23 protein-coding genes are annotated in these 22104 nt (G+C 35.7%); all 23 read left to right on the forward strand.

All coding sequences use genetic code 11. The features are described 5' to 3' along the window. The first annotated feature begins 84 nt into the window (after nucleotides 1-84). The gene (locus ACZ41W_RS02590) at nucleotides 85-1692 is read left to right on the forward strand and encodes a hypothetical protein (protein WP_464313322.1); all 1608 of its coding nucleotides are present in this window, start codon (nucleotides 85-87) and stop codon (nucleotides 1690-1692) included. A gap of 28 nt (nucleotides 1693-1720) precedes the next feature. Continuing rightward, a complete protein-coding gene (locus ACZ41W_RS02595; protein ID WP_464313323.1) occupies nucleotides 1721-2053 on the forward strand; it encodes an EscU/YscU/HrcU family type III secretion system export apparatus switch protein in 333 nt (110 codons plus the stop codon). A gap of 20 nt (nucleotides 2054-2073) precedes the next feature. Further along, nucleotides 2074-2481, forward strand: coding sequence for a YraN family protein (locus ACZ41W_RS02600; RefSeq protein ID WP_464313324.1), 408 nt, complete (start codon nucleotides 2074-2076; stop codon nucleotides 2479-2481). A gap of 71 nt (nucleotides 2482-2552) precedes the next feature. Next, entirely contained in the window at nucleotides 2553-4118 is a 1566-nt protein-coding gene (locus ACZ41W_RS02605; protein ID WP_464313325.1) for a YifB family Mg chelatase-like AAA ATPase, read from the forward strand. A 10-nt stretch (nucleotides 4119-4128) separates the two neighbouring features. Then, complete coding sequence (dprA, locus tag ACZ41W_RS02610) at nucleotides 4129-5223, forward strand: DNA-processing protein DprA (RefSeq protein WP_464313326.1); 1095 nt, start codon at nucleotides 4129-4131, stop codon at nucleotides 5221-5223. Between the two features lie 83 nt (nucleotides 5224-5306). Next, nucleotides 5307-7367, forward strand: a complete 2061-nt coding sequence (topA, locus tag ACZ41W_RS02615; RefSeq protein WP_464313327.1) for a type I DNA topoisomerase — start codon at nucleotides 5307-5309, stop codon at nucleotides 7365-7367. A 33-nt stretch (nucleotides 7368-7400) separates the two neighbouring features. Then, nucleotides 7401-8153, forward strand: a complete 753-nt coding sequence (gene codY / locus ACZ41W_RS02620; protein WP_464314262.1) for a GTP-sensing pleiotropic transcriptional regulator CodY — start codon at nucleotides 7401-7403, stop codon at nucleotides 8151-8153. Between the two features lie 397 nt (nucleotides 8154-8550). Continuing rightward, on the forward strand, nucleotides 8551-8949 hold the full coding sequence (flgB, locus tag ACZ41W_RS02625) for a flagellar basal body rod protein FlgB (protein WP_464313328.1): 399 nt from the start codon (nucleotides 8551-8553) through the stop codon (nucleotides 8947-8949). Between the two features lie 16 nt (nucleotides 8950-8965). Further along, nucleotides 8966-9409, forward strand: a complete 444-nt coding sequence (gene flgC, locus ACZ41W_RS02630; protein WP_464313329.1) for a flagellar basal body rod protein FlgC — start codon at nucleotides 8966-8968, stop codon at nucleotides 9407-9409. 113 nt (nucleotides 9410-9522) lie between these two features. After that, nucleotides 9523-9825, forward strand: coding sequence for a flagellar hook-basal body complex protein FliE (gene fliE, locus ACZ41W_RS02635; RefSeq protein WP_464313330.1), 303 nt, complete (start codon nucleotides 9523-9525; stop codon nucleotides 9823-9825). Between the two features lie 36 nt (nucleotides 9826-9861). After that, nucleotides 9862-11412, forward strand: a complete 1551-nt coding sequence (gene fliF / locus ACZ41W_RS02640; RefSeq protein WP_464313331.1) for a flagellar basal-body MS-ring/collar protein FliF — start codon at nucleotides 9862-9864, stop codon at nucleotides 11410-11412. A gap of 8 nt (nucleotides 11413-11420) precedes the next feature. Next, a complete protein-coding gene (gene fliG / locus ACZ41W_RS02645) occupies nucleotides 11421-12434 on the forward strand; it encodes a flagellar motor switch protein FliG (RefSeq protein ID WP_464313332.1) in 1014 nt (337 codons plus the stop codon). Further along, entirely contained in the window at nucleotides 12427-13206 is a 780-nt protein-coding gene (locus ACZ41W_RS02650) for a FliH/SctL family protein (protein ID WP_464313333.1), read from the forward strand. The genes fliG and ACZ41W_RS02650 overlap by 8 nt, the downstream gene beginning before the upstream one ends. Nucleotide 13207: 1 nt before the next feature. After that, nucleotides 13208-14509, forward strand: coding sequence for a flagellar protein export ATPase FliI (fliI, locus tag ACZ41W_RS02655; protein ID WP_464313334.1), 1302 nt, complete (start codon nucleotides 13208-13210; stop codon nucleotides 14507-14509). Continuing rightward, on the forward strand, nucleotides 14506-14955 hold the full coding sequence (fliJ, locus tag ACZ41W_RS02660; RefSeq protein ID WP_464313335.1) for a flagellar export protein FliJ: 450 nt from the start codon (nucleotides 14506-14508) through the stop codon (nucleotides 14953-14955). Before fliI ends, fliJ begins: the two co-directional genes overlap by 4 nt. Nucleotides 14956-14957: 2 nt before the next feature. Beyond that, the gene (locus ACZ41W_RS02665; RefSeq protein ID WP_464313336.1) at nucleotides 14958-16226 is read left to right on the forward strand and encodes a hypothetical protein; all 1269 of its coding nucleotides are present in this window, start codon (nucleotides 14958-14960) and stop codon (nucleotides 16224-16226) included. A 12-nt stretch (nucleotides 16227-16238) separates the two neighbouring features. Then, nucleotides 16239-17882 (forward strand): flagellar hook-length control protein FliK, encoded by a 1644-nt coding sequence (locus tag ACZ41W_RS02670; protein ID WP_464313337.1) that lies wholly within the window; start codon nucleotides 16239-16241, stop codon nucleotides 17880-17882. A gap of 11 nt (nucleotides 17883-17893) precedes the next feature. After that, nucleotides 17894-18388, forward strand: coding sequence for a flagellar hook capping FlgD N-terminal domain-containing protein (locus ACZ41W_RS02675; protein WP_464313338.1), 495 nt, complete (start codon nucleotides 17894-17896; stop codon nucleotides 18386-18388). A 15-nt stretch (nucleotides 18389-18403) separates the two neighbouring features. Beyond that, nucleotides 18404-18799 (forward strand): TIGR02530 family flagellar biosynthesis protein, encoded by a 396-nt coding sequence (locus ACZ41W_RS02680; RefSeq protein ID WP_464313339.1) that lies wholly within the window; start codon nucleotides 18404-18406, stop codon nucleotides 18797-18799. A 70-nt stretch (nucleotides 18800-18869) separates the two neighbouring features. Continuing rightward, a complete protein-coding gene (locus tag ACZ41W_RS02685; protein ID WP_464313340.1) occupies nucleotides 18870-20222 on the forward strand; it encodes a flagellar hook protein FlgE in 1353 nt (450 codons plus the stop codon). A gap of 67 nt (nucleotides 20223-20289) precedes the next feature. Next, entirely contained in the window at nucleotides 20290-20490 is a 201-nt protein-coding gene (locus tag ACZ41W_RS02690) for a flagellar FlbD family protein (protein WP_464313341.1), read from the forward strand. Nucleotides 20491-20542: 52 nt separating this feature from the next. Beyond that, entirely contained in the window at nucleotides 20543-21322 is a 780-nt protein-coding gene (locus ACZ41W_RS02695; protein ID WP_464314263.1) for a motility protein A, read from the forward strand. Continuing rightward, entirely contained in the window at nucleotides 21315-22103 is a 789-nt protein-coding gene (locus ACZ41W_RS02700) for an OmpA/MotB family protein (RefSeq protein WP_464313342.1), read from the forward strand. Before ACZ41W_RS02695 ends, ACZ41W_RS02700 begins: the two co-directional genes overlap by 8 nt. Nucleotide 22104: the final 1 nt, after the last annotated feature.

The following is a 22104-nucleotide window of genomic DNA, read 5'->3' on the forward strand; positions in this document are numbered from 1 at the left end:
GAGAGTGTGCGAAACTCAAAATAAAATGGAGCATCATAATTGGCGACATGTATGCAAAAAATGACATGAGAAGAGGTGATTACTATGAGAATAACTCAAAATGTTCTATCCAATCAAATGATTCAATCCCTCCATACACAAAGTGATTTAAAAGCGCTTGTTGGTAAGGTGTTGACAGGACAAATTGTAGATATTCAAAGTAATCAAACAGCGACTTTATTGACGGCTAAAGGTCAACTAACTGTCGATATCAGTGGTGCCAATTTACAAAATAATCAATGGATTGATTTAAAAGTCTTAGAAGTTAAAGATGGCACACTTTTGACAAAAATGATGCCTCAAACTAACGGGACATCAGCTCTTGATGCCATTTTTTCAAAGCTTGGAATGACGGATACCACAGAAAATATTGCGATACTAGAAGCGCTTAAAAAGGCTGATTTACCGATTCAACAAGATACGATTAAAGCGATGAAACAAGCCATGAGTGAAGTTAAAATATTAATCAGTGAAATGTCGGCTTCATCATTAGAGGGAAATCCAACCCTATTTGATGGGGAAATTGATTTACCCCTTAAATCGCTTGCCATTAAATGGATCCAGCAGACTCAATCTTCTCAAACTCAAGGCTCACCATCTCAGCCACAAGTCGTGTCACCTCAGTCACAAAGCGTACTATCTCAGATTCAAAATGCTCAGTTTCAGCAACAAATCATATCAGCATCTAGTTCAACACTAGAGCAGAATCCGTCTATGATGACGCCTTTAGACGCTGACGACACTTTGTTAACGAGTTCACATACTGTCACCCCTTTGGATGATTTACAAAATCCGATCATATCCACGAAGCAAGCGGAAACAGATAGAATGAGTCAACCAGGTGAAACACAGACAAAAATCAATGGATCTATTTTGAAGGCGATACAAGAAGCATTTAGTGGAAGCCATTTGGAAGCAGTTCAATCATTACTAGAGAATTTCAATTATCAAAATGGAAGTTTAATTCTTAAAAACGCTTTACCGATGTCGATTAAAAACATCTTTTTGGCTTATGATGCTCTAAATGAAAATTCAGGTATTTCACAAAGATTTATTCAGCTCATTCAACAACTTGAAAGCGCTGAGATATCACCAGAGCTGACGAAAGATATATTAAAACACCTTCAATCTGAAGGAGATTCGACCGAAAAGCTATCAAAAATTTACGAGGCGATAGAACGTGAATTGCCTGAATCCGTTACAAAATCAAACATTGAAAAAGAATTGGCAGTTATTAAAGAAAGTGTTGTTCTAAACAAATCTCTAAATGATCAAATGATGTATATGCAATTACCATTGCCAATCAATCAGCAATTAGAATCTGTCGCACTGTATTACAAGAAGAAGGGAAAAAAGCCCAATCCAGATGATTTAACATTATTGGTAGCGCTAAATACACACCATTTTGGCGAAGTTCGATGTGTGGTTCATAAACTCGAGAATCAATATAACTTAAGTTTCAGATTTAAAGATGATGCAACGATGGCATATTTTGAAACCTATAAGCATGAGTTGATTGAACGACTTGAACAACAACCTGACAAAATATTTGTCGTACAATTTAGCGTCAGCCAATCAGAGGATTTTGACAATTTAAATGACCCTTCACACATGCAGTCCGTGCATTCGATGGGATTAGATTTAAAAGTGTAACCAGATTAAATCTTTCATGAGGTGAAATATGCGTTCAAATGACCTATTAAAAGAAGCTTCTCAGTCAAACGGTGAACATGATTCCAAAAGTTCAAATTCAGAGACTGTGAAAATCGCCAATGCTTTGAGATTCAACCCTGAAGTAGATGCAGCGCCACAACTCATTGCCAAAGGGATGGGACTTGTCGCGGATAATATTATTAAAAAGGCAAAAGAGCATGATATTCCAGTTTATGTGGATGAAAAATTGTCCAATCAACTCAAGCAATTGGAAATAGGAGATCAAATTCCCTATGAACTCTACGAAGTCGTAGCTGAAGTGCTTATTTTTATAGGTGGTGTCGATCAAACTAAGAAATAGTATGTTCAGGAGCATCAGGGATGTTCATCTTAGAAATCAAGTTGAAGTCGTTGTGGACTGTAGAAAGTAGGAAAATGATGAATAAACGTGACGTTGGTAAGCAATATGAAACCCTTGCACGAGAGTATTTGAGTCGATTAAATTATGAGTTTGTCGCTCAAAATGTTTACACTCCATATGGCGAAATAGACCTCATTGTAAATAGAGATAAGACACTTTATTTTGTCGAAATCAAGTATAGAGGTTCTACCTCATATGGAACACCTAGAGATGCGATTACACCTACAAAATTGAGACATATGAAAGCATCCGCTCTGTATTATATCAAGAGTATGAATGGTTATCAGTCATTTAATTTAGCATTTGTTGGGATTGTTAAGACAGATCATCACTTTGAGTTTGATTTTATCGAGAATATTTTAAGTTAAAGTGCTTTTTATTTTTTTGACAAATTACCAAATATTGGATAATATATAAATAAAATCCAATTGAGGTGTATATGTACAGTAAAATTAGAACAGCCGTAAACTGGGGAATTGATGGATATGCTGTTGAAATCGAAACGAATATACTTAGAGGCTTACCAAATCATATTATTGTAGGTTTACCAAGTACAATTATCAAAGAATCCAAGGAACGCGTAAAGTCAGCACTCAAATCTATAAACTTCAAGTTTCCCGATGATAGAATTATACAAAATCTGTATCCTGCCAATATTAAGAAAGAAGGATCACAGTTAGATTTGCCCATTGCAATGGGGATTGTGTGCTGTCTAAATGAAACGTTAAATGAACGGATGGCTGAGTATGGTTTTCTAGGTGAACTTTCGTTAGATGGCAAAATTCAGGCAGTGAGTGGGATTTTAAGTTTAATAGATGGAATGGCAAGAGAGGGGATACATAAAATCATCATTCCAAGAGGGAATTTCGATGAAGCGAAATATCTAGAATCAGTGGAGATTTTTCCGTATGATCATATGAATCAACTGTTATGTGACTTTGAACAACTCACTCTTGTGCGTGGACTTGAGAATGATGAAAAGCAGAATGGTGCGTACGATTTCAATGTGGATTTTAATGTGGATTTTAGCGAAGTTATAGGACAGCATGATGCAATTCGAGCAATTGAGATTGCTGTCGCGGGCTTTCATAATGTTTTAATCATTGGTCCACCTGGATGTGGTAAGAGCATGATTGCTGAAAGACTTGTGACAATTCTACCGGAAATGACTTTAAAAGAAAAAATAGATGTTACAAAAATATATAGTATTAGTGAAGGAGAACGGCTAAATGGACTCATTCATCAGCGGCCAATTCGTTCACCTCATCATACCATTAGTCGAATTGGCCTCGTAGGTGGGGGCACGCATATATTGCCTGGTGAAATATCAAAAGCCCATAATGGCATTTTATATCTTGATGAAATTGGAGAGTTTAAAACAGATGCCATTGAGTCACTTCGTGAACCCTTATCGTCAAAATCAATTCATTTAACAAAATCGGGAAAATCACTCATTTACCCTGCCGATTTCATGCTAGTTGCAACGATGAACCCGTGTCCTTGTGGCAATTATTTGTCAAAACAAGAACAATGTACTTGCTCACATCAAGAAATTAAACGATATATGGGAAAACTTTCTTGGCCAATCTTAGATCGAATGGATATGACGCTGTACATGGAACGCGTAGAAGACTTAGAATCCATTGTGAACTATGGTAAAAATGTCATCTCATCATGCGTGCTGAGAGAAAAAATTCAAAAAACACATCGATTCAGACAACAACGTGAACATCAAGCTGGTTTAAAAGTAAATCGTGAGACGGTTTCAAAAACTCACATCAATCATCACGCTCATAATATAGATGCTTCTATCTCTGAAGATGCACAAAAAACCTTCGCAAAATTATATGATAAATATCGCATGTCCATGCGTTCATTTGGGAAGCTAAAGGCGATATCGCGTACGATTGCAGATTTAGACGAACATTTATTGGTTGAAAAACACCATGTGCTAGAAGCATTTAAATATCACACAGCAACACAAATTAAACGGTTTTATGAATAGGGGATTGCTCATGGAAAATGGACTTAAAAACTATATATTATTGGAAAAAATTTATCCTTTGGAAGCACAATCAAAAAAAATGATACTATCACAATTTAACACATATGAACAAATCAACTGGAAGTATATTCATGATAATAAAGCTTTTTTTAAAATAGATTTATCCACTAATTTAGAGCGTAGCTATGAAATCAATGAGAAATGTCAGACAATTCTCAATCAATTACATCGTGAGCAGGTTGAAACAATTTTTGATACAAGCATTTATTATCCTGAGACGCTTCAAAATTATAAACCGGCAGTTAAGGCATTATTTGCAAAAGGAAATCGTCAACTTCTCAGTCGGGAACACCACCGAGTTTCAATTGTAGGGAGTCGAAAACCAACTGCATATGGCAGAAAAATTGCGTATGATTTAGCTTATTATCTAGCATCCCATGGGATTTGTATTGTCAGTGGGATGGCACTCGGAATCGATGCACTTGCACATAAGGGCGCTCTAGACGCGAATGGGAAGACGATTGCAGTCTTAGCATCAGGAGTCAATTACATTTATCCAAATACCAACGAAAAACTCTACACACATATAATTGAAGAAAATGGTTTGATTTTATCCGAACAATTTTTAGATGAAGCACCTGCAAAATATCATTTTCCTCTTCGCAATAGAATCATCAGCGCATTGTCAGATGTTGTGATTATCATTGAAGCTGGAGAGAAAAGCGGTTCTTTGATTACTGCGATGCATGCATTAGATCAAGGCAAAACAGTGTTTTCTTTACCAGGGAGTATTTTATCGCCTCAATCAAGTGGCTCTAATCGACTTATTTATGATGGTGCAACTCCATTGATACATTTTTCACATGTGCTAGAATGCTTTGGTATGAATTTTACTAATAGCGAAAGTTCAATAAAAAAATTACCTCCGTTAACAGACTTAGCTTCAAAATTTTATCAATGTTTATGCCAAGAAAAACAGTTGGATTTTAACGAGATACAGCTTAGGTTCAATTGTGAATATTCTGAAATTAATATTGCGGTAGGCGAATTGATTTTAGAGGATTTGTGTGAATATATGAGTTTAAACGAAATTCGTTTGTTATAAAAAAGTCTTGACAAGAGGTTTTTTTATATATAAATTTATTAAGTACACTTTAGGGTACGTGCAAAATGAATTGGAGTGTTTAAATGTCAAATATTTTAGTAATAGTTGAATCGCCTGCAAAAGCGAAAACAATAGAAAAATTTTTGGGAAAAAACTACAAAGTAGTTGCCTCTATTGGTCATATTAGAGATTTGCCAAAAAGCACAATGGGTGTCGATGTCGAAAACGATTTCGAACCTAAATACATCAATATTCGTGGTAAAGGTGATTTGATTAAGGCCCTTAAATCACAAGCTAAAAAGGCGGACAAAGTTTACCTTGCAACTGACCCTGACCGAGAAGGCGAAGCAATTGCTTGGCATTTAGCTCATATTTTAGGCATTGATGCCACATCTGAGTGTCGAGTAACGTTTCATGAAATTACCAAAGATGCAATAAAATCAGCTGTTAAATCACCACGACCGATTGATCTTAATTTAGTAGATGCTCAACAGGCACGACGCGTATTAGATAGACTAGTTGGATATTCAATTAGTCCTATTTTATGGAGAAAAGTCAAAAAAGGCTTAAGTGCGGGACGTGTACAATCGGTTGCAACAAAATTAATTTGTGATCGTGAACGTGAAATTATTTCATTTGAGCCAAAAGAGTATTGGACAATTGACGCACATGCAAAAGTAGAAAACCAAGCTGAGCTTACAATGGAACTCAATAGTGATGCGAATGGAAAGATTGCAATTGATTCGAAAGAACAAGTGGATCAAATCTTAAAAGCATTGTCAGGTTTAACTGCAAAAGTGGCATCAGTTGAGAAAAAGAAAAAAATGCGTAATCCAAATCCACCCTTTATTACGAGTTCACTTCAGCAAGAAGCTTCTAATAAGTTTGGATTCACAACGAAGAAAACGATGATGATCGCACAACAACTCTATGAGGGAATTGCGATAAAAGGCCAAGGTACTATCGGTCTTATCACTTATATGAGAACGGATTCAACGCGAATTTCTGATTCAGCAAAAGAGATGTGTAGATTGTTCATTAACCAAATGTACGGTGAACAGTATCTTTCAAAAGACGAAAAAAAGCAAAAAGCATCAAAAAATGCACAAGATGCACATGAGGCAATTCGACCTACAACGATTGAATTTTCTCCAAGCGAAATAGAAGATTCCTTGACAAAAGAACAATATAAGCTCTACGATTTGATTTGGTCTAGATTTATTGCCAGTCAGATGGCACCAGCTGAATACGAATCACACGGAATGGATGTTGTTGTCGGCGATTATATTTTTAGAGCGACAGGAAGTAGAATGATCTTTGATGGTTTTACAAAAGTTTACCAGTCCGCTCAACAATCAGATCGCTTGATTCCAGATCTCAAAGAAGGCTATACTTTTGAAGTTGAGCAATACGCTCCTGAGCAGCATTTTACACAACCACCTGCACGATTTACTGAAGCCTCTTTAGTAAAAGAGATGGAAGAAAAGGGAATTGGTAGACCGAGTACTTACGCACCAACGATTACGACGATTTTGAGTCGTGGATACGTTGAAAAAGAAAAGAAGAGTCTTAAACCAACTGAACTTGGCTTTATTATTGATGAAATTATGTCAGATTATTTTTCTACCATTGTTGAAGTGGATTTTACAGCGGATATGGAAACTCGATTTGATAAGATTGAAGCAGGTGAAGAAGTCTGGAAAGCCATTATTCGCAGTTTTTACCAACCATTTGTCGAACTGATTTCAAAAGCAGATTCTGAAATCGAAAAAGTAGATTTGACAGAAGAAACAGATATTGATTGTGAGAAATGTGGCAAAAAAATGTTGATTCGACAAGGGCGATACGGCAAATTTTTAGCATGTTCTGATTATCCAAATTGTGATAATACAAAGCCGATATTGAAAAAGTTAGGTATTAAGTGTCCACTGTGTGAAACTGGTGAAATTATTGAACGAAAGTCTAAAAAACTGAAAGTTTTTTATGGTTGTTCAGAGTTTCCTAAATGTAATTTTGTCTCATGGGATCAACCGATAGGAAGAACATGTCCAGAATGCGGAGATATGTTAGTGCTAAAGAAAACAAAAAAACAAGAGCTGATTAAGTGTCATAGTTCAACGTGTAAATACGTTGAGCAAAATTAGGAGGAAATTTTGGAAAGCAATATTTTGTTAAAAATGAGAAATTTGAATTCAATTCTACAAACATCGGGTGCAACACATTTATCATTTAAAGATCTTTGTTCAACAATGATGAACATACTAGACTCAAATGTGTATGTTGTCAGCAAAAAAGGAAAAATTTTGGGCGTTAGTTTATATGATTCAGAAGATAGCGCAGTTGTATTAACGGATAGTGGCGAGCATTTTTTCTCACCAGAAGAACAAGAAAAATTGATGAAAATTAATGAAACGCTTTTCAATTTAACAGAAGATAAATTACTTGAAGTTTTTAAAAATGATGTAAGTAGTTACTCGAAATTTGTAACAATCGTTCCAGTTATTGGTAATGCAACACGCCTAGGTACATTTATTATCGCGAGAAGAGATAAAAACTATCTAGAAGAAGATTTGATTTTAGCTGAATATGCTGCAACGATTATTGGACTTGAAATCATTCGTGCAAAAAGTGATGAACAAGAAGAAGTAAGTCGTAAGAAAGCGGTTGTACAAATGGCAATTAGCACACTCTCTTATTCTGAATTTGAAGCAGTAATCAATATATTTGAGGAATTAAATGGCGAAGAAGGTCTTCTTGTTGCTAGTAAAATTGCAGATAAGGCCGGTATTACGAGATCGGTAATCGTTAATGCACTTAGAAAATTTGAAAGTGCAGCTGTCATTGAGACGCGTTCATTAGGAATGAAAGGAACTTATATTAAAGTTCTCAACGAACACCTTATTGACGAACTCAACAAAATGAAAAATTAATGAAATTTCTCTCGAATAACTTATAGAATACAAAAGACTACCTTGTAAAATAGTATTATTTTACAAGGTTTTTTTATATTTATATAGGAAAAAGCGATCATAATGTCACAAATGCAAAACAAACAAGGAAAAAGTCTTTATTTTCTACAATATATAGTTTAAAATATAGTGTAGAAAAGTATATGTAGTATGTTGAATTTTATATAGATTAGAAAGTTGCAAATTTAAAGTTATAAACATCTCCATCGTTAAAATGGCGTGTTTAAGCTATTTTAAATTGTGAGACAAATGATTTTGATGCTTAGGGTAATTATGCAATTTCTAAAGATGAACAATCAAAAAATAATGCGATAATGCCGATATGTATTTTATGAAACTGAAATTGGAGGCGATTTCCATGTTAAAGAGTTCTTTTAAAAATATAGATTTAATGCAAACCGCACTAGGTGGCGCTTGGCTTAAAAACAGCGCGATTTCTAACAACATTGCAAATGTCAACACGCCAGGTTATAAAAGACAAGTTGTGAATTTTGAAAGTGTCCTTCAAGAAAAAGTGGGACTTTCTGGATCTGTTTCAATGAAAGTAACAAATTCAAAACACATTGCAACTGCAGGCGTGACAGAGCCTCAAGTCGAGATGCAGTCCGACACGAGCTATCGAGTAGACGACAACAATGTCGATGTCGATGTAGAAAATGCAGAAATGGCAAAAAATACGATTTACTATAATACTTTGGTAAATGAAGTTAACGGTCAGTTCGCACGTTTAAAAGCGACGTTTAAGATTAACAAGTAATGAGAGATGAGGTGAAATGATGAGTTTTTTTAATTCTATTAATGTAAGTGCATCTGGTTTAACAGCAGAAAGATTAAGAATGGATTTAATTTCAGAAAACATTGCCAACGCAAATGTAACTAGAACACCGAGTGGAACACCTTATCGCCGCAAGGTCGCTGTTTTTAGAGAACAACAAGGGAATTCGTTTGAACAAATCTTGAATGCTGCTACAGGCATTAAATCAACTGGAAATGGCGTGGAAGTCGCAGGCATTATAGAAGATCAATCACCATTTAAAAAGGAATACAATCCAAACCATCCTGACGCTGATTCCGAAGGCTATGTAAGTTTACCAAATGTCGAGGTGGTTAATGAGATGATTAACTTAATTTCAGCATCTAGAGCGTATGAAGCTAATATTACGGTTGTAAATACCACTAAAACTATGGCGATGAAAGCACTTGAAATAGGAAAATAGTCTGCTGGTTATTTATTATAAATCCGGTATAATAACATAAGTATATAAGTGACATTTTATTCAAGTATTCATGCGCTTATCTCAAATGTTAAGTTGCAATATGAGGAGTTTCTATGAAAATAGATCAATTACAAAATTCAATGCTCGTAAAAGACACCAAATTAGCGGATCTCAACAAAGCATCCAAAACTGAGGGCGTTAATTTTTCTGAGCTTTTAGAGCAATCATTAAAGAAAGTAAATGACGATCAGCTTTATGCAGAAAAAATGGACACCTTGTTTTCGATAGGTGCTATTGATAATGTTTCAGATGTTACAATTGCTGCTATGAAAGCGGATTTATCCATTAATTTAGCTGTTGAAGTGACCAATAAATTATTATCAGCTTATACTGAAATCATGAGACTTCAACTATAATAAAAGAGTTTTTCAATCAATTAAGAGGTGTAATAGATGGGGGATTTTATCAACAAAATTCGCGAACAAGTGACCAATTTTTTTAGTGGTCTTAGTAGAAATAAAAGAATCATGTTAATCGGTGGCGTGGCGACAGGTATTCTCGTTCTAACCATTGTCATTTTACAATTAACAAAAACAGAATATGTTGTCATCGCCCAAGGACTTACACCGGCTGATGCCCAAGTTATCACAACTAAATTAGATGAACTTGGTATTGAATGGAAAGATAGCAACGATACATCTCAAATTTCTGTGGCTGAATCAGATGTTTCAAAAGCAAGAATGGAGCTGGCTGTTTCATTGGATACAGGGTCGATTAGTTGGGAAGACGTTCTAAATAACGAATCGATCACGATGACGTCTCAAACAAGAGAGCAAATGATTATTCAAGCGAAGGCTGCTGAAGTCGAAGAGTCTATCGAAACAATTGATGCTGTTGAAGATGCAACGGTGATTTTGCAGCTACCAAAAGAAAGCAATTACTTTATTAAAGATGAAATAGAATCTAAAGCTTCAATCGTTTTACAGTTAAAAAAGGGTCGCACATTAAACGAAGAACAGGTAAATGGAATTGTCAATCTGATAGCAAGTTCTGTCGATAAATTAGAACCTGCAAATATTACTGTTTTAGATACTTCGGGACTTCAGTTAAATGACCCTGATAATAGCAATGCACTCAGTGCAAATACACAATTTGACTTACAACAACGTGTTCAAAATCAACTTCAAGAGGACTTAACGACATTTTTAGAAACCGTTTACGGAATCAATAATGTGGAAATTAAGCCCAACATTGTTATGGACTTTAATCAAGAATCTGAAACACAGAAAATTTTTAGCCCTCCAATTGAAGGTGAAATTAATGGTATGGTCAGAAGTGCAACGACCATTACTGAAGACGTTGTCAATGGTGGGGCTACTGGCGTTCCAGGTACGGATTCCAATACTGGAGAAACGACATCTGTTGTTGAATCGGATACAGAAAATGCATCATACAAAAAAGCTAGCGAGACCTTAAATTATGAACTCAACGAAATCTATCGTGAAATTGTAAAATCGCAAGGGGATATTAAATCCATGAGCATAGGTGTTTTATTAAATTCAAAAGCACTTGTGGATGGAGAATTAACTGAAGAGCATAAGACAGAACTCGTCAATTTGATTGCTATGTCAGCAGGAACTGACAAAGCCAATATTCAAGTTTTTGTTCAAGAATTTCCTGATCCTATGGAGTACTATGATACTTATACAGGTCAAGAAGCGGGTGCAACTTTATTTGGAATTCCAGTTTTTGTTATCATAATTGTTGTATTGCTCACAGTCGTAGCGGTTGTCGTTGTCATGTTGATTATGACGAACAAAAAGAAAAAACGTGAAGAAGCAGAAAAAATGGCTCAAATTGAAGAAGAGCATGAAAAACAATTACTGGAAGAAATCGAAGCACGTGATGATACGGGTAGTCCGAAATACCATATCGAAAAATTTGTTGATCAAAACCCAGAAGCTGCAGCTGCACTTTTAAGGGCTTGGTTGAATGATAATTAGGAGGCACAATGGCAGCTAAAAAAGGGAAAATGTCCGGCAAGACGAAGGCAGCTATTCTTTTAATTGCATTAGGACCAGAGCGCTCAGCATCGTTATTTAGTCATATGCATGACGATGAGATAGAAGAGTTAACGCTTGAAATTGCCAATGTGAGTCGAATTTCTCCAGAAGAGCGCGAAAGCGTTTTGGAGGAGTTTTATCAAGTATGTCTCGCTCAAGAATTTATTTCTGAAGGTGGTATTAACTACGCGAAAGAAGTTCTTGAAAAAGCTATGGGATCACAAAAAGCACTTGAAATTATTAATAAATTGACGTCTTCATTGCAGGTTAAGCCATTTGACTTCGTTAAGAAAACGGATGCGAATCAATTGCTTAACTTTATACAAAATGAGCATCCTCAGACCCTAGCATTAATATTATCTTATTTGAATCCAAATCAATCTGCGCAAGTATTATCTGCTTTGCCGCAAGAGAAACAAGCAGACGTTGCTCAGAGAATCGCGACGATGGGAAGTACATCTCCTGAAATTATTAAAGAGGTCGAATTGGTTCTTGAAAGAAAATTATCATCTATGGTTACGCAGGATTACTCTGCAACTGGCGGTATTCAGTGTATTGTTGATATCTTGAACTCTGTCGATCGAGGAACTGAAAAATACATTCTTGAAACACTTGAAATTCAAAATGCAGAACTTGTTGAAGAAATTCGTAAGAAAATGTTTGTATTTGAAGATATCGTCAATCTCGACAGCGTGGGTATTCAAAGATTTATTCGTGAAGTGGATAATAGTGACTTAGCTGTTGCATTGAAAGGTGCTACTGAGGAAGTTAAAGAGATGATATTTGCCAATATGTCAAAACGTATGGCAGAGATGCTCAGAGAAGATATGGATTTTATGGGACCTGTCAGATTGCGTGATGTTGAAGAAGCACAGCAAAAAATTGTTAATATCATAAGAAAACTTGAAGAAGCAAATGAAATTATCATTGCTAGAGGCGGAGGAGATGAGTTAATTGTCTAAGGTTTTTAAATCTTCAAGAATCATATTGGATGACAAAGCATTTGTTCTTTCTACAAAATTACATGATACAATGCAATCAGAGTTAATTGAAGAGGCTGTCATAGAAGGCATATCACCTTCTGAGGCAGCCCATCAAATAATAGAATCTGCTAGGCTAGAAGCTGATAAAATTCTTGAGTCAGCTGACAGAGAGTATGAAAAGAAATTATTAGATGCTCAAAATAGCAGCGACTCCATTATTGCAGATGCATATGATCAAGCAAAAGGAATTTTAGAACAAGCAAAAGCTGAAGGTTATCAAGATGGTTATAATAGAGCGCTCATAGACAGTCAAACTGAAGCAAGTCAAATCATTGAGCAAGCTCTAGAAATTAAAATGGAAAACATTAAAAATAAAGAAAAATTATTATATGAATCTGAGGCGGAAATGATTCAACTCGTTATTGAATCAATTGAAAAAGTTTTGGAGTACAAGATAGAGACTGATCAAACTTTGATTGAATCCTTAATTAGACAAGGAATTAGTCGGGTTACAAAATCACATCAAGTCTCTATTCGCGTTTCTAACGATGATTATAATCATGCACTTTCAATAAAACCAATGATTTTGGCGACGAGCGAAAAAATTGAGGATATTGAAATAAGAAGAGATCCGACTCTTGATAATGGATCCTGTATGATAGATACAGATGCAGGGAGTATTGATAGTAGCATAAGCGTTCAACTCGATCAAATAAAAGCAGTGTTTGACGCATTGCTAAAAGGTGATTAAAATGCTTGAAAAATACCGTGAAGCATTACGCGAAACCTCAACACTTAAATACAGTGGGAGAGTCTCTAAAATTATTGGATTAATGATTGAATCCATAGGCCCCGCTGTTGAAATAGGTGAAGTGTGTGATATTTATCCAATTAAGAAAAATCATCCTTTAAAAGGTGAAGTTGTAGGGTTTAATCAAGATAAAGTTTTGATTATGCCTCTTGGTGATATGTCTGGAATTGGACCAGGCAGTCGCGTTATTGCAACTGGACACGCTTTACAAGTAGATGTTTCAGAAGAACTTCTTGGCAGAATTTTAGATGGACTTGGAAATCCAATTGATGAGTTGGGAAAACCAAGTGTTGACAAGCGATATCCAGCCAACAATGATCCGCCGAATCCTTTGTTTAGAGATAAAATTGAAGAACCCATCCCACTAGGCATACGAACTTTGGATGCCTTGTTGACGTGTGGAAGAGGGCAACGTATAGGTATCTTTGCTGGATCTGGCGTCGGAAAAAGTACTTTGTTAGGAATGATTGCCAAATATACAAAAGCAGATGTCAACGTGATAGCGCTCGTTGGAGAAAGAGGGCGTGAGGTCAGAGAGTTTATAGAAAACGATTTAGGCGAAGAAGGCTTGAAGCGCTCTGTAGTGGTTGTTGCGACATCGGACAAACCTGCACTAGTAAGGGTTAAAGCTGCTTTGATTGCAACGTCTATCGCTGAATATTTTCGAGATAAAGGAAAAAATGTCATTCTCATGATGGATTCGGTGACTCGTTTTTCCATGGCACAAAGAGAAATAGGACTAGCAATAGGAGAACCGCCTGTTACGAGAGGATATACGCCTTCTGTTTTTGCCGTTTTACCAAGACTGCTAGAACGAGCAGGCAACTCATCTAAAGGTTCGATTACAGGACTATATACAGTATTGGTTGACGGGGACGATTTTAATGAACCGATTTCAGATGCCGTAAGAGGTATTTTAGATGGACATATTATTCTGACTCGGAAACTTGCTGCGTTGGGCCATTATCCGGCGATTGATGTGCTTGATAGCGCAAGCCGTGTCATGCCAAATATCATCGACGAAGAACATCTACTCGCTGCGATTCGTTTCAAAGAGATTTTAGCAACTTATAAAAATTCGGAAGATTTAATCAATATTGGGGCATATGCAAAAGGCACGAATCCACATATTGATTTGGCCATTTCAAAGATAGATCATTTTAACGCTTTCTTAAAACAAAGAACGAATGATAGTACTGAGTTCGATTCTGCAATTCACCAGTTAAAGGATTTGGTTAGATGAAGAAATTTAAGTTTCGATATGAGAGCGTCTTGAAGATGCGTATGGATTACGAAGATAAAATTAAAAATGAGTTAGCTAAGTTGATTGCAAAAAGACAAAGTTTTCTTGATCAACTTGAAGACCTCGAACTTCGTTCATTGCAGTATGATGCTCATATTGAATCCGTTTTACTTGAGGGAGATGTTATGTGCGAGAGGCAGTCATTTACTCAAGGGAAAAAATACTATAAAGATCACCGTGACATTTTAAAAATGAAAATACAGACTGTTGAAAAGGACATTCAGGCGGTTCAAACGAAGCTCGTTGAGGCTATGAAAGAACGAAAGATTATGGACAAATTAAAGGAAAAAGCTTTCCAAGAGTTTGTTGAAGCCATTAATGTTGCAGATGAGAAATTAATTGAAGAAGTCGTCAATTATTCAAACAATAAGAAGAATGGAGAGTAGACATGGCCGCAGAAAAAGCTGTAGATGCTGGTAAAACAAATGAAAACGAGAAAAAGTCTAAAGGCAAAAGCGGTTGCCTAATCGTTTTGCTCATTCTTTTTTTGACGCCTCTATTAGTGTTAGGCGGTATTTACTTGTTAAATAAAGATTTTAAAATGAGTGTGAATAGCATCATGACCAACGTACCAGGACCATTAGGTGAGTATTTTGGGAAATTTCCGACGCGAGAAGAAGAAAAACAAAAAATACGCACCGTTTCAGATTTTATTTTGAGTTTGGATGAAGCGAGGGCGGTAGACAAGTTATTGATACTACAAAAAGACGATTCTGATGCCTATGATGAAGTCATTAAAGATATGCTACGAGTGAACCCGAATAAGACAAAGAGCATCCTCGATGCATTGAGATTGGCAACAGTTAATAAAGATGCGCTCAGTAATACTGTCGCAGGCATTACAGAAGAAGAAAAATCCGTGCTGAAAGAAAAAGCAGATTATCTGATGGGATTACCTGTAGATGTTGCAGTTGAAGAAGTCAATACGATGATCAACGAAAGTATCAATGGATATAAAAATACAGCAGCTGTATTCGAATATATTGAAGATCGAATCGCAGTATCTATTTTATATCAATTAGATAAACTCGATCGTGAGCGAATCTTAGAACAAATGACTGAGAAAAAAGCTTCGAGTATTCGTACGATGTATAATAATCAGCAAAGAAGAATTTCGGATCTTGAGCAAATTTCAGATGTTTATAGCTCTGAGGATCCAGATAAGCTGATAGAAATAATTGGAAACGTGACAACGTATTCAATGGAAGACCTAGCCATTATTTATAAAAATCTCGGTGCAAAAAAAGCAGGACAAGTATTAGCGAAATCAGATGATGAAACATTTGTCTTTGATTTAGTAGCAAAATTAAAAGCCAATGAAACGTTAGAAGGAAAAGAAGATTTATTGACACCAGATGTTTTAAAATCACTAAAGATATATCGAGAGTTTGACGATAATGTTAGTGAGTTGATTGAGGTGTACTCCAATATGGATACTTCAAAAGTCATCCAGATTGTCAAGAACATGTTGTTAAATGCATCACCATCACAAGTTTATGATCTTGATAATGGAGAAATGATTACGATATCAGATGAAGATTTGATTTTACAAATTTTGAAAAGTTTCCCACAAGATAAAATTGCTACAATCTTATCTTCGCTGGATCAAACATTATCCTCTGAATTAACTCGGAAATTAGCATTGCCTAAAAACTAACAGGAGGTGTGTATGGAAGTTAGAGATTTACAAGGAATTGTGAATTCTCTCTCCCCGAGTTTAAAAGCTAAGAAAAATACGCAATATATTGCGTGGGATGGATTTACAGAGTTATTTAGTCAAAAATCAAATGAAGCTTCAAAAGGAAATTCAACCCCAAATACGACTTCATTCAATAAGACTTCAAACTCAGATGAAATCCTGAAATCACCAGATTATGCAAGTCAATTTTCAACAAAAAATCCTATGTTAACGAAAGTAGTTGTCGCTGAGTCAAACCGTGATGACCAGCAGCTGAAAATCGAAACCGCAAAACCAAGTAGTTATGACTCACCTGTTAAAACGGATCAAGTGAATGAGAAAGCCAAAGATGCAGTTGAAACTAAAGAACCATCTGAAGCATCTCAAAAAACAGATGAAGTGAGCGAATCATCAGAAACAAAAAAAGATTCTATACAAAATGAGACCGTTGATGAGTTAAAAGATAAACTCAAAAAAGCCCTTAAAATAGGCGATGAAGAACTTGAAAAACTCATGGCAATGATGAATGTATCTCTGCAAGATTTGAAACAGATCGTTGAAAATCCAGATATGTTGGTAAGTGCTCTTAAAGAGATTAGTCAAATTTTGCAGACGCTTGAAATTGACATGGCTCTTGAACAAAAAATGAGCAAATCAGACGTTGAAGCTATAACAAAATCACTTGAAAAAATTGTACAAAAGCTAGAAAATGCAATAAATTTCAATGAAAAAAGTTCTAATGTTGCACTTGAAAAAGGAATGGCATTCGAAGCAAAACTCGCAGAAGCATTAAAACCAGTGATTTCTTTACTTCAAAACGAAACTGCAGAACTTCAAAATCCTGCTGATGTGATGAAAGTCATTAAAAGCATTTTAACAAACGAGACAGCTAGCAATCCTTTGCTGACAAAAACTTTAGATACGAACGCTGGAGAGACGCAATCAAATCAAAGTTCTATGGGTGTTGAATCTGCTAAAACGATTGAAGTTCAAACGAATGGTTCTGATATGAGTAAATCAAGTTCGCAAAATTTAGCTCAACAGTCAGAAACTCCCGTTCAACAAACGCTCACAACGGATTCAAAAAATATCGAAGTTGAAGTAGATCCTGATGTAAAAATGAATGTGGTCTTTCATCAAACGGCGATGAAACAGTCAAATTCAGTTGTAATGCAAAATACCATCCAGAATTCGCAGATGAAACAAGAAATTATGACTCAGTTTTTAGATGCGATTAAAGGTCAAATGAAGTTAGTGGATCACGGAAGTTCGCTAATTGTTAAACTACAACCAGAACAACTAGGAAATGTTGAATTAAAACTTAATATTCAAAAAGGTGTTGTCTTAGCTGAAATTAAGGTAGAGAACGAAATCGTTAAAGCAGCGATTGAATCAAATTTAGATGATTTAAAACAATCATTGAGTAACAAAGGCTATTCAGTAGATCAAATTAATGTCAATGTGGATAGTGGGAAAAAAGAACGACAAGAAGCCTTTGAATTTAATCAAAATCGTCAACGTAATGAAAATAAAAAAGAAACTGAAGCTGTAGAAGAAATTTCTTCGATTGAATCATCTGTTAAATATCGATACGATGATGAAGTTGAAGGATCTGTAATTAATTACTACGGATAAGGAGGTGTACAATGGCATTTTCAGTAAGTGGATCGTTTACCGAAGATCAAATTAAAAAATTGAATGCAATTTCAAATGATGCTGCAAATGAGACGAGAAAAAAAAGTCAGGTATTAGATAAAGACGCTTTTTTAAAACTCATGATGGTGCAATTACAAAATCAAAATCCCTTAAATCCAACAGATAATACAGAATATATGAATCAAATGGCTCAATTTTCTTCTGTTGAACAATTATCCAATATTGCAAAGTCACAAGAGTCAAATAATCAAATGAGTGCATTGATATCTAAGCAAATTGAAGAACTTAACACAATGTTGAAAAAGTCAACAAGTTCAACGACATCTGATGAGGTAGTCAAGACTCAAAAGGAAATCATTGAACAGAATTCAAAAGTTTTAGCAGAACTTGTTAAAATGAACGCTTTACTTTCAAGCTATGTTGGTAGTAACTCAAATACAAATAAAGTCACTAATGAAGATGTTTATTCAGCTTTAGGTTTATAGTGAGTTGGTGATCACATGAATAACATGAAAAATATGAATAACGATTATGTCATTCGTCGTTCACAGGTCAATTCACAAGTTAATACACCAACACCTCCACAAGAAAATTTAAATCACCCGACCTTTGGAGATATTTTAAGTAAGATCAAATCCAGTGAAGGTATAAAATTTTCAAAACATGCACTTGATCGATTAAATTCAAGAAACATTGAACTAACAGATCAAGAGATGAACCGCATTAATTCAGGCATGGATAAAGCAAAAAATAAAGGTGTTCGTGAAGCTTTGATTATGATGGATAACAAAGTCTTTATCGCAAGTGTGTCAAACAAGACCATTATTACAGCGGCAATAGACGAACAGTTAAAGGAAAGTGTTTTTACTAATATAGATGGCGCAGTAATCGTATAGCTGGACCTAACAGGAGGCTATAGAATCACATCCGATTGATGGGATTCGCTGCAACTAGGAGGTTATTTTTATGATGAGATCAATGTTTTCTGGCGTGTCTTCACTTAAAGCACACCAGTTAAGAATGGATGTTATTGGTAATAACATCGCAAATGTCAACACTGTTGGATTTAAAGCATCTAATGTTACATTTGCAGAAATGTATAGTCAAACTCTTGCAGGCGCAAGTTCTTCAACACCATCGCGTGGTGGTACCAATCCAATGCAAGTAGGACTTGGAACAAACACTTCGTCAATTTCTGTTAATCACTCAAAAGGTTCCATTCAAAGAACCGATGTTGCAACAGATTTAATGATTGATGGTTCGGGATTTTTTATCGTCACAAATGACGAGAATGCTCAAAATAAGTTTTATACACGTGCAGGAAACTTTTCAATGGACGAACTTGGATTTTTAGTTACAACTGAGGGTTTAAAAGTACTCGATAAAAATTTTAAACCGATTCAAGTCAATATGTCAGATACAAAAAACGCAACTGCTACTGACAAACTTGTCATCAATGGAAATATCAATGTAACAGCTGGCGATTATACGACAACTGTCGACTTATATGATTCTCTTGGAGACATTCATACCATTAACTTTAACTTTAAAGGCACCCCTTTAATGACGACTACAAAGAAAACGGTAGATCCGCTTGATCCTAAATATGATCCAGCAAATACAGGGGCAACTTACAATTATAGCTACAAAGAATTTAATATTACGGATAGTACTGGTACTCAAGTGGTTCCAGCTGCCGGAACTCATTGGTATGCAAAATTCAATGAATCAGGTGAAATTGTGAATATTGTGACTCTAGCAACTCCAGGGGATGCAAATTCAGCTGATACACCATTGGCAGGTGGACAGTTAGTCATGACGGTTCCTGGCGCAGCAGATATTAAATTACCAATTGATCGCTCAATTTTCTTCTCAAATGGCGATACTGCTGGTGAGAGAGTATTCACACAAGTATCGAAAGCATCAGATGCGAAAGGCGTTCAATTACACGGTAATTCCGCGGGTTCTATTGATACCTTTAACATTTCTTCAAAAGGTGAAATAATTGGGATTTATACAAATGGAGAAAGAAAAGTATTACAAACTCTTGGCCTTGTAGATTTTGATAATCCAGCTGGTCTTGAAAAAATTGGGAGTAACTTATTCCAAAATACACCGAACTCAGGAACACCAAAGTATGGTTCACCATCAACTGGAAGTTTTGGTGCAATAACTCCTGGTGCACTTGAGATGAGTAATGTGGATTTAGCAGCTCAATTCACTGACATGATTACGACTCAAAGAGGTTTTCAAGCAAACTCGCGTGTTATTACAACAAGCGATGAAATTTTACAAGAACTTGTTAATCTGAAAAGATAATAATTTTAACTACCCATAGCCTAGCTATGGGTAGTTTTGGTGACTAAAATGAGAAAGGATGCTCAATATGATAAAAGTAACCAGATTAAATGGCGAGCCAATTTATCTAAATTCTGCACTGATTGAATTTATTGAAGCAACACCAGATACCATTATCACATTGACAACTGGAAAAAAGGTGATTATTATTGAAAATATTGAGTATGTTATAGATAAAATTATTGAATTTAATGCTAAAATAAATAGTAGGAAAGAAAATTCTAATTAACATAGTCAAAGATTAAATATTTTAAGCTAAAGAGGTGTTGGATTTGGATATAATGACGATTCTAGGGGTTGTTTTAGGTGCTGGCTTTATCATTTGGTCTATTTTATTGGGTGGACAACTTGGTTGGTATTTCGATGCACCATCTGTCGTTGTAGTAGTTGGGGGTACATTTGCAAGTTTTCTTATTTCGTTTCAATTAAAAGAAGTTTTGAAGTTTGGAAAAATCTTTGGTAAAACGATTAAAAATAGTGAGTTTGATGTAGAACAAATTATTACTAAAATTATCGAGCTTGCCAATGTCGCGAGAAGAGAAGGCCTTTTAGCACTTGAAGAAGCTGTATCTGAAATTAAAGATGAGTTTTTGCAAAAAGGAGTCATGCTTATCGTGGATGGTACAGATCCAGAACTAGTAAAAAACATACTAGAAACAGAAATTGATAATTTGTCAGAGAGACATAACAAAGGTAAGTCTATGTTTGAAACATGGGCATCTATGGGACCTGCGTGGGGGATGATTGGTACACTCATCGGATTAATTGCCATGCTTCAAAAATTAGATGACCCATCTTCTATCGGTCCAGCGATGGGAATCGCTTTAATCACGACATTTTATGGTTCTGTAATGGCAAACTTAATATTTGCACCAATGGCTGCTAAGTTAGGACTTAAGAGCTCAGAAGAGGTGCTCATTCGAAATGTTATGATAGAAGGGTTGTTGTCCATTCAAGCTGGTGAAAATCCAAGAATTATTGAAGAAAAGTTAAAAGTATTCCTTTCTCCTACGGATCGTAAAAAAGTAGGAACTCAGGAGGCGAAATCAGACAATGGCTAAAGATAAGTGTCCAGAATGTAAAAAAGGTGCCCCTGAATGGATGAACACATATGGGGACTTAGTTACCCTGTTGATGTGCTTTTTCGTTTTATTATTTGCGTTCTCGAGCATTGATGCTCAAAAATTTGAAGCTGTTATGCAATCCTTTCAAGGTTCGGCAGGAATCTTAACAGGTGGTACCGCTTTATCTGAAGCACCTTATGTGTTTGATGGTATGCCTGAAGATCAAACTTCGACTGAACAAACGGTTGAAATGGATAAACTTGAAAAGTTAAAGCAAGAAGTTGAGGAATACCTTGAAGAAAACAATATGGAAAGTGTAGTTGAAATTGAGCTTGAAGCGAAGGGTCTTGTTATTCGATTTAAAGATAACGTCTTATTTGATTCGGGAAGCGCAACAATAAAAACGACTTCATATGATATTTTGAATTTTTTAAGTGGTCTATTAACCTCTGAGGAATTGATTAATGAACAAATCCGAGTTGAGGGTCATACAGATAACGTTCCAAACATCTCAAAGATATATCCAACGAACTGGGAGTTATCTACTGCGAGGGCAACAAACGTCGTAAAGTACTTTATAGAGAATAGAGGCTTTGTGCCACTTAGACTTTCTGCTGCAGGATATAGTGAATACCATCCTATAGCCTCAAATGATACTGCAGAAGGTCGTTCTGCGAATCGACGAGTGGATATTGTTGTAATCAAAGACCCAGCCAATGCAACACCTGATTCTACAGAAGAAACAACAGAAGAAAATTCTGAATCTGGAGGTAATTAAA

The organism is Fusibacter fontis (assembly GCF_055378735.1).

Excerpts from the sequence above, each read along its gene's own strand:
- ACZ41W_RS02600 (WP_464313324.1), top strand. The coding sequence starts at position 2,074 with ATGTTCATCTTAGAAATCAAGTTGAAGTCGTTGTGGACTGTAGAAAGT.
- ACZ41W_RS02665 (WP_464313336.1), top strand. The coding sequence starts at position 14,958 with ATGGCCGCAGAAAAAGCTGTAGATGCTGGTAAAACAAATGAAAACGAG.
- dprA (WP_464313326.1), top strand. The coding sequence starts at position 4,129 with ATGGAAAATGGACTTAAAAACTATATATTATTGGAAAAAATTTATCCT.
- fliF (WP_464313331.1), top strand. The coding sequence starts at position 9,862 with ATGGGGGATTTTATCAACAAAATTCGCGAACAAGTGACCAATTTTTTT.
- ACZ41W_RS02590 (WP_464313322.1), top strand. The coding sequence starts at position 85 with ATGAGAATAACTCAAAATGTTCTATCCAATCAAATGATTCAATCCCTC.
- fliI (WP_464313334.1), top strand. The coding sequence starts at position 13,208 with ATGCTTGAAAAATACCGTGAAGCATTACGCGAAACCTCAACACTTAAA.
- ACZ41W_RS02675 (WP_464313338.1), top strand. The coding sequence starts at position 17,894 with ATGGCATTTTCAGTAAGTGGATCGTTTACCGAAGATCAAATTAAAAAA.
- flgB (WP_464313328.1), top strand. The coding sequence starts at position 8,551 with ATGTTAAAGAGTTCTTTTAAAAATATAGATTTAATGCAAACCGCACTA.
- ACZ41W_RS02690 (WP_464313341.1), top strand. The coding sequence starts at position 20,290 with ATGATAAAAGTAACCAGATTAAATGGCGAGCCAATTTATCTAAATTCT.
- flgC (WP_464313329.1), top strand. The coding sequence starts at position 8,966 with ATGATGAGTTTTTTTAATTCTATTAATGTAAGTGCATCTGGTTTAACA.
- ACZ41W_RS02685 (WP_464313340.1), top strand. The coding sequence starts at position 18,870 with ATGATGAGATCAATGTTTTCTGGCGTGTCTTCACTTAAAGCACACCAG.
- ACZ41W_RS02700 (WP_464313342.1), top strand. The coding sequence starts at position 21,315 with ATGGCTAAAGATAAGTGTCCAGAATGTAAAAAAGGTGCCCCTGAATGG.
- ACZ41W_RS02595 (WP_464313323.1), top strand. The coding sequence starts at position 1,721 with ATGCGTTCAAATGACCTATTAAAAGAAGCTTCTCAGTCAAACGGTGAA.
- ACZ41W_RS02605 (WP_464313325.1), top strand. The coding sequence starts at position 2,553 with ATGTACAGTAAAATTAGAACAGCCGTAAACTGGGGAATTGATGGATAT.
- fliG (WP_464313332.1), top strand. The coding sequence starts at position 11,421 with ATGGCAGCTAAAAAAGGGAAAATGTCCGGCAAGACGAAGGCAGCTATT.
- fliE (WP_464313330.1), top strand. The coding sequence starts at position 9,523 with ATGAAAATAGATCAATTACAAAATTCAATGCTCGTAAAAGACACCAAA.
- topA (WP_464313327.1), top strand. The coding sequence starts at position 5,307 with ATGTCAAATATTTTAGTAATAGTTGAATCGCCTGCAAAAGCGAAAACA.
- codY (WP_464314262.1), top strand. The coding sequence starts at position 7,401 with ATGAGAAATTTGAATTCAATTCTACAAACATCGGGTGCAACACATTTA.
- fliJ (WP_464313335.1), top strand. The coding sequence starts at position 14,506 with ATGAAGAAATTTAAGTTTCGATATGAGAGCGTCTTGAAGATGCGTATG.
- ACZ41W_RS02695 (WP_464314263.1), top strand. The coding sequence starts at position 20,543 with ATGACGATTCTAGGGGTTGTTTTAGGTGCTGGCTTTATCATTTGGTCT.
- ACZ41W_RS02670 (WP_464313337.1), top strand. The coding sequence starts at position 16,239 with ATGGAAGTTAGAGATTTACAAGGAATTGTGAATTCTCTCTCCCCGAGT.
- ACZ41W_RS02680 (WP_464313339.1), top strand. The coding sequence starts at position 18,404 with ATGAATAACATGAAAAATATGAATAACGATTATGTCATTCGTCGTTCA.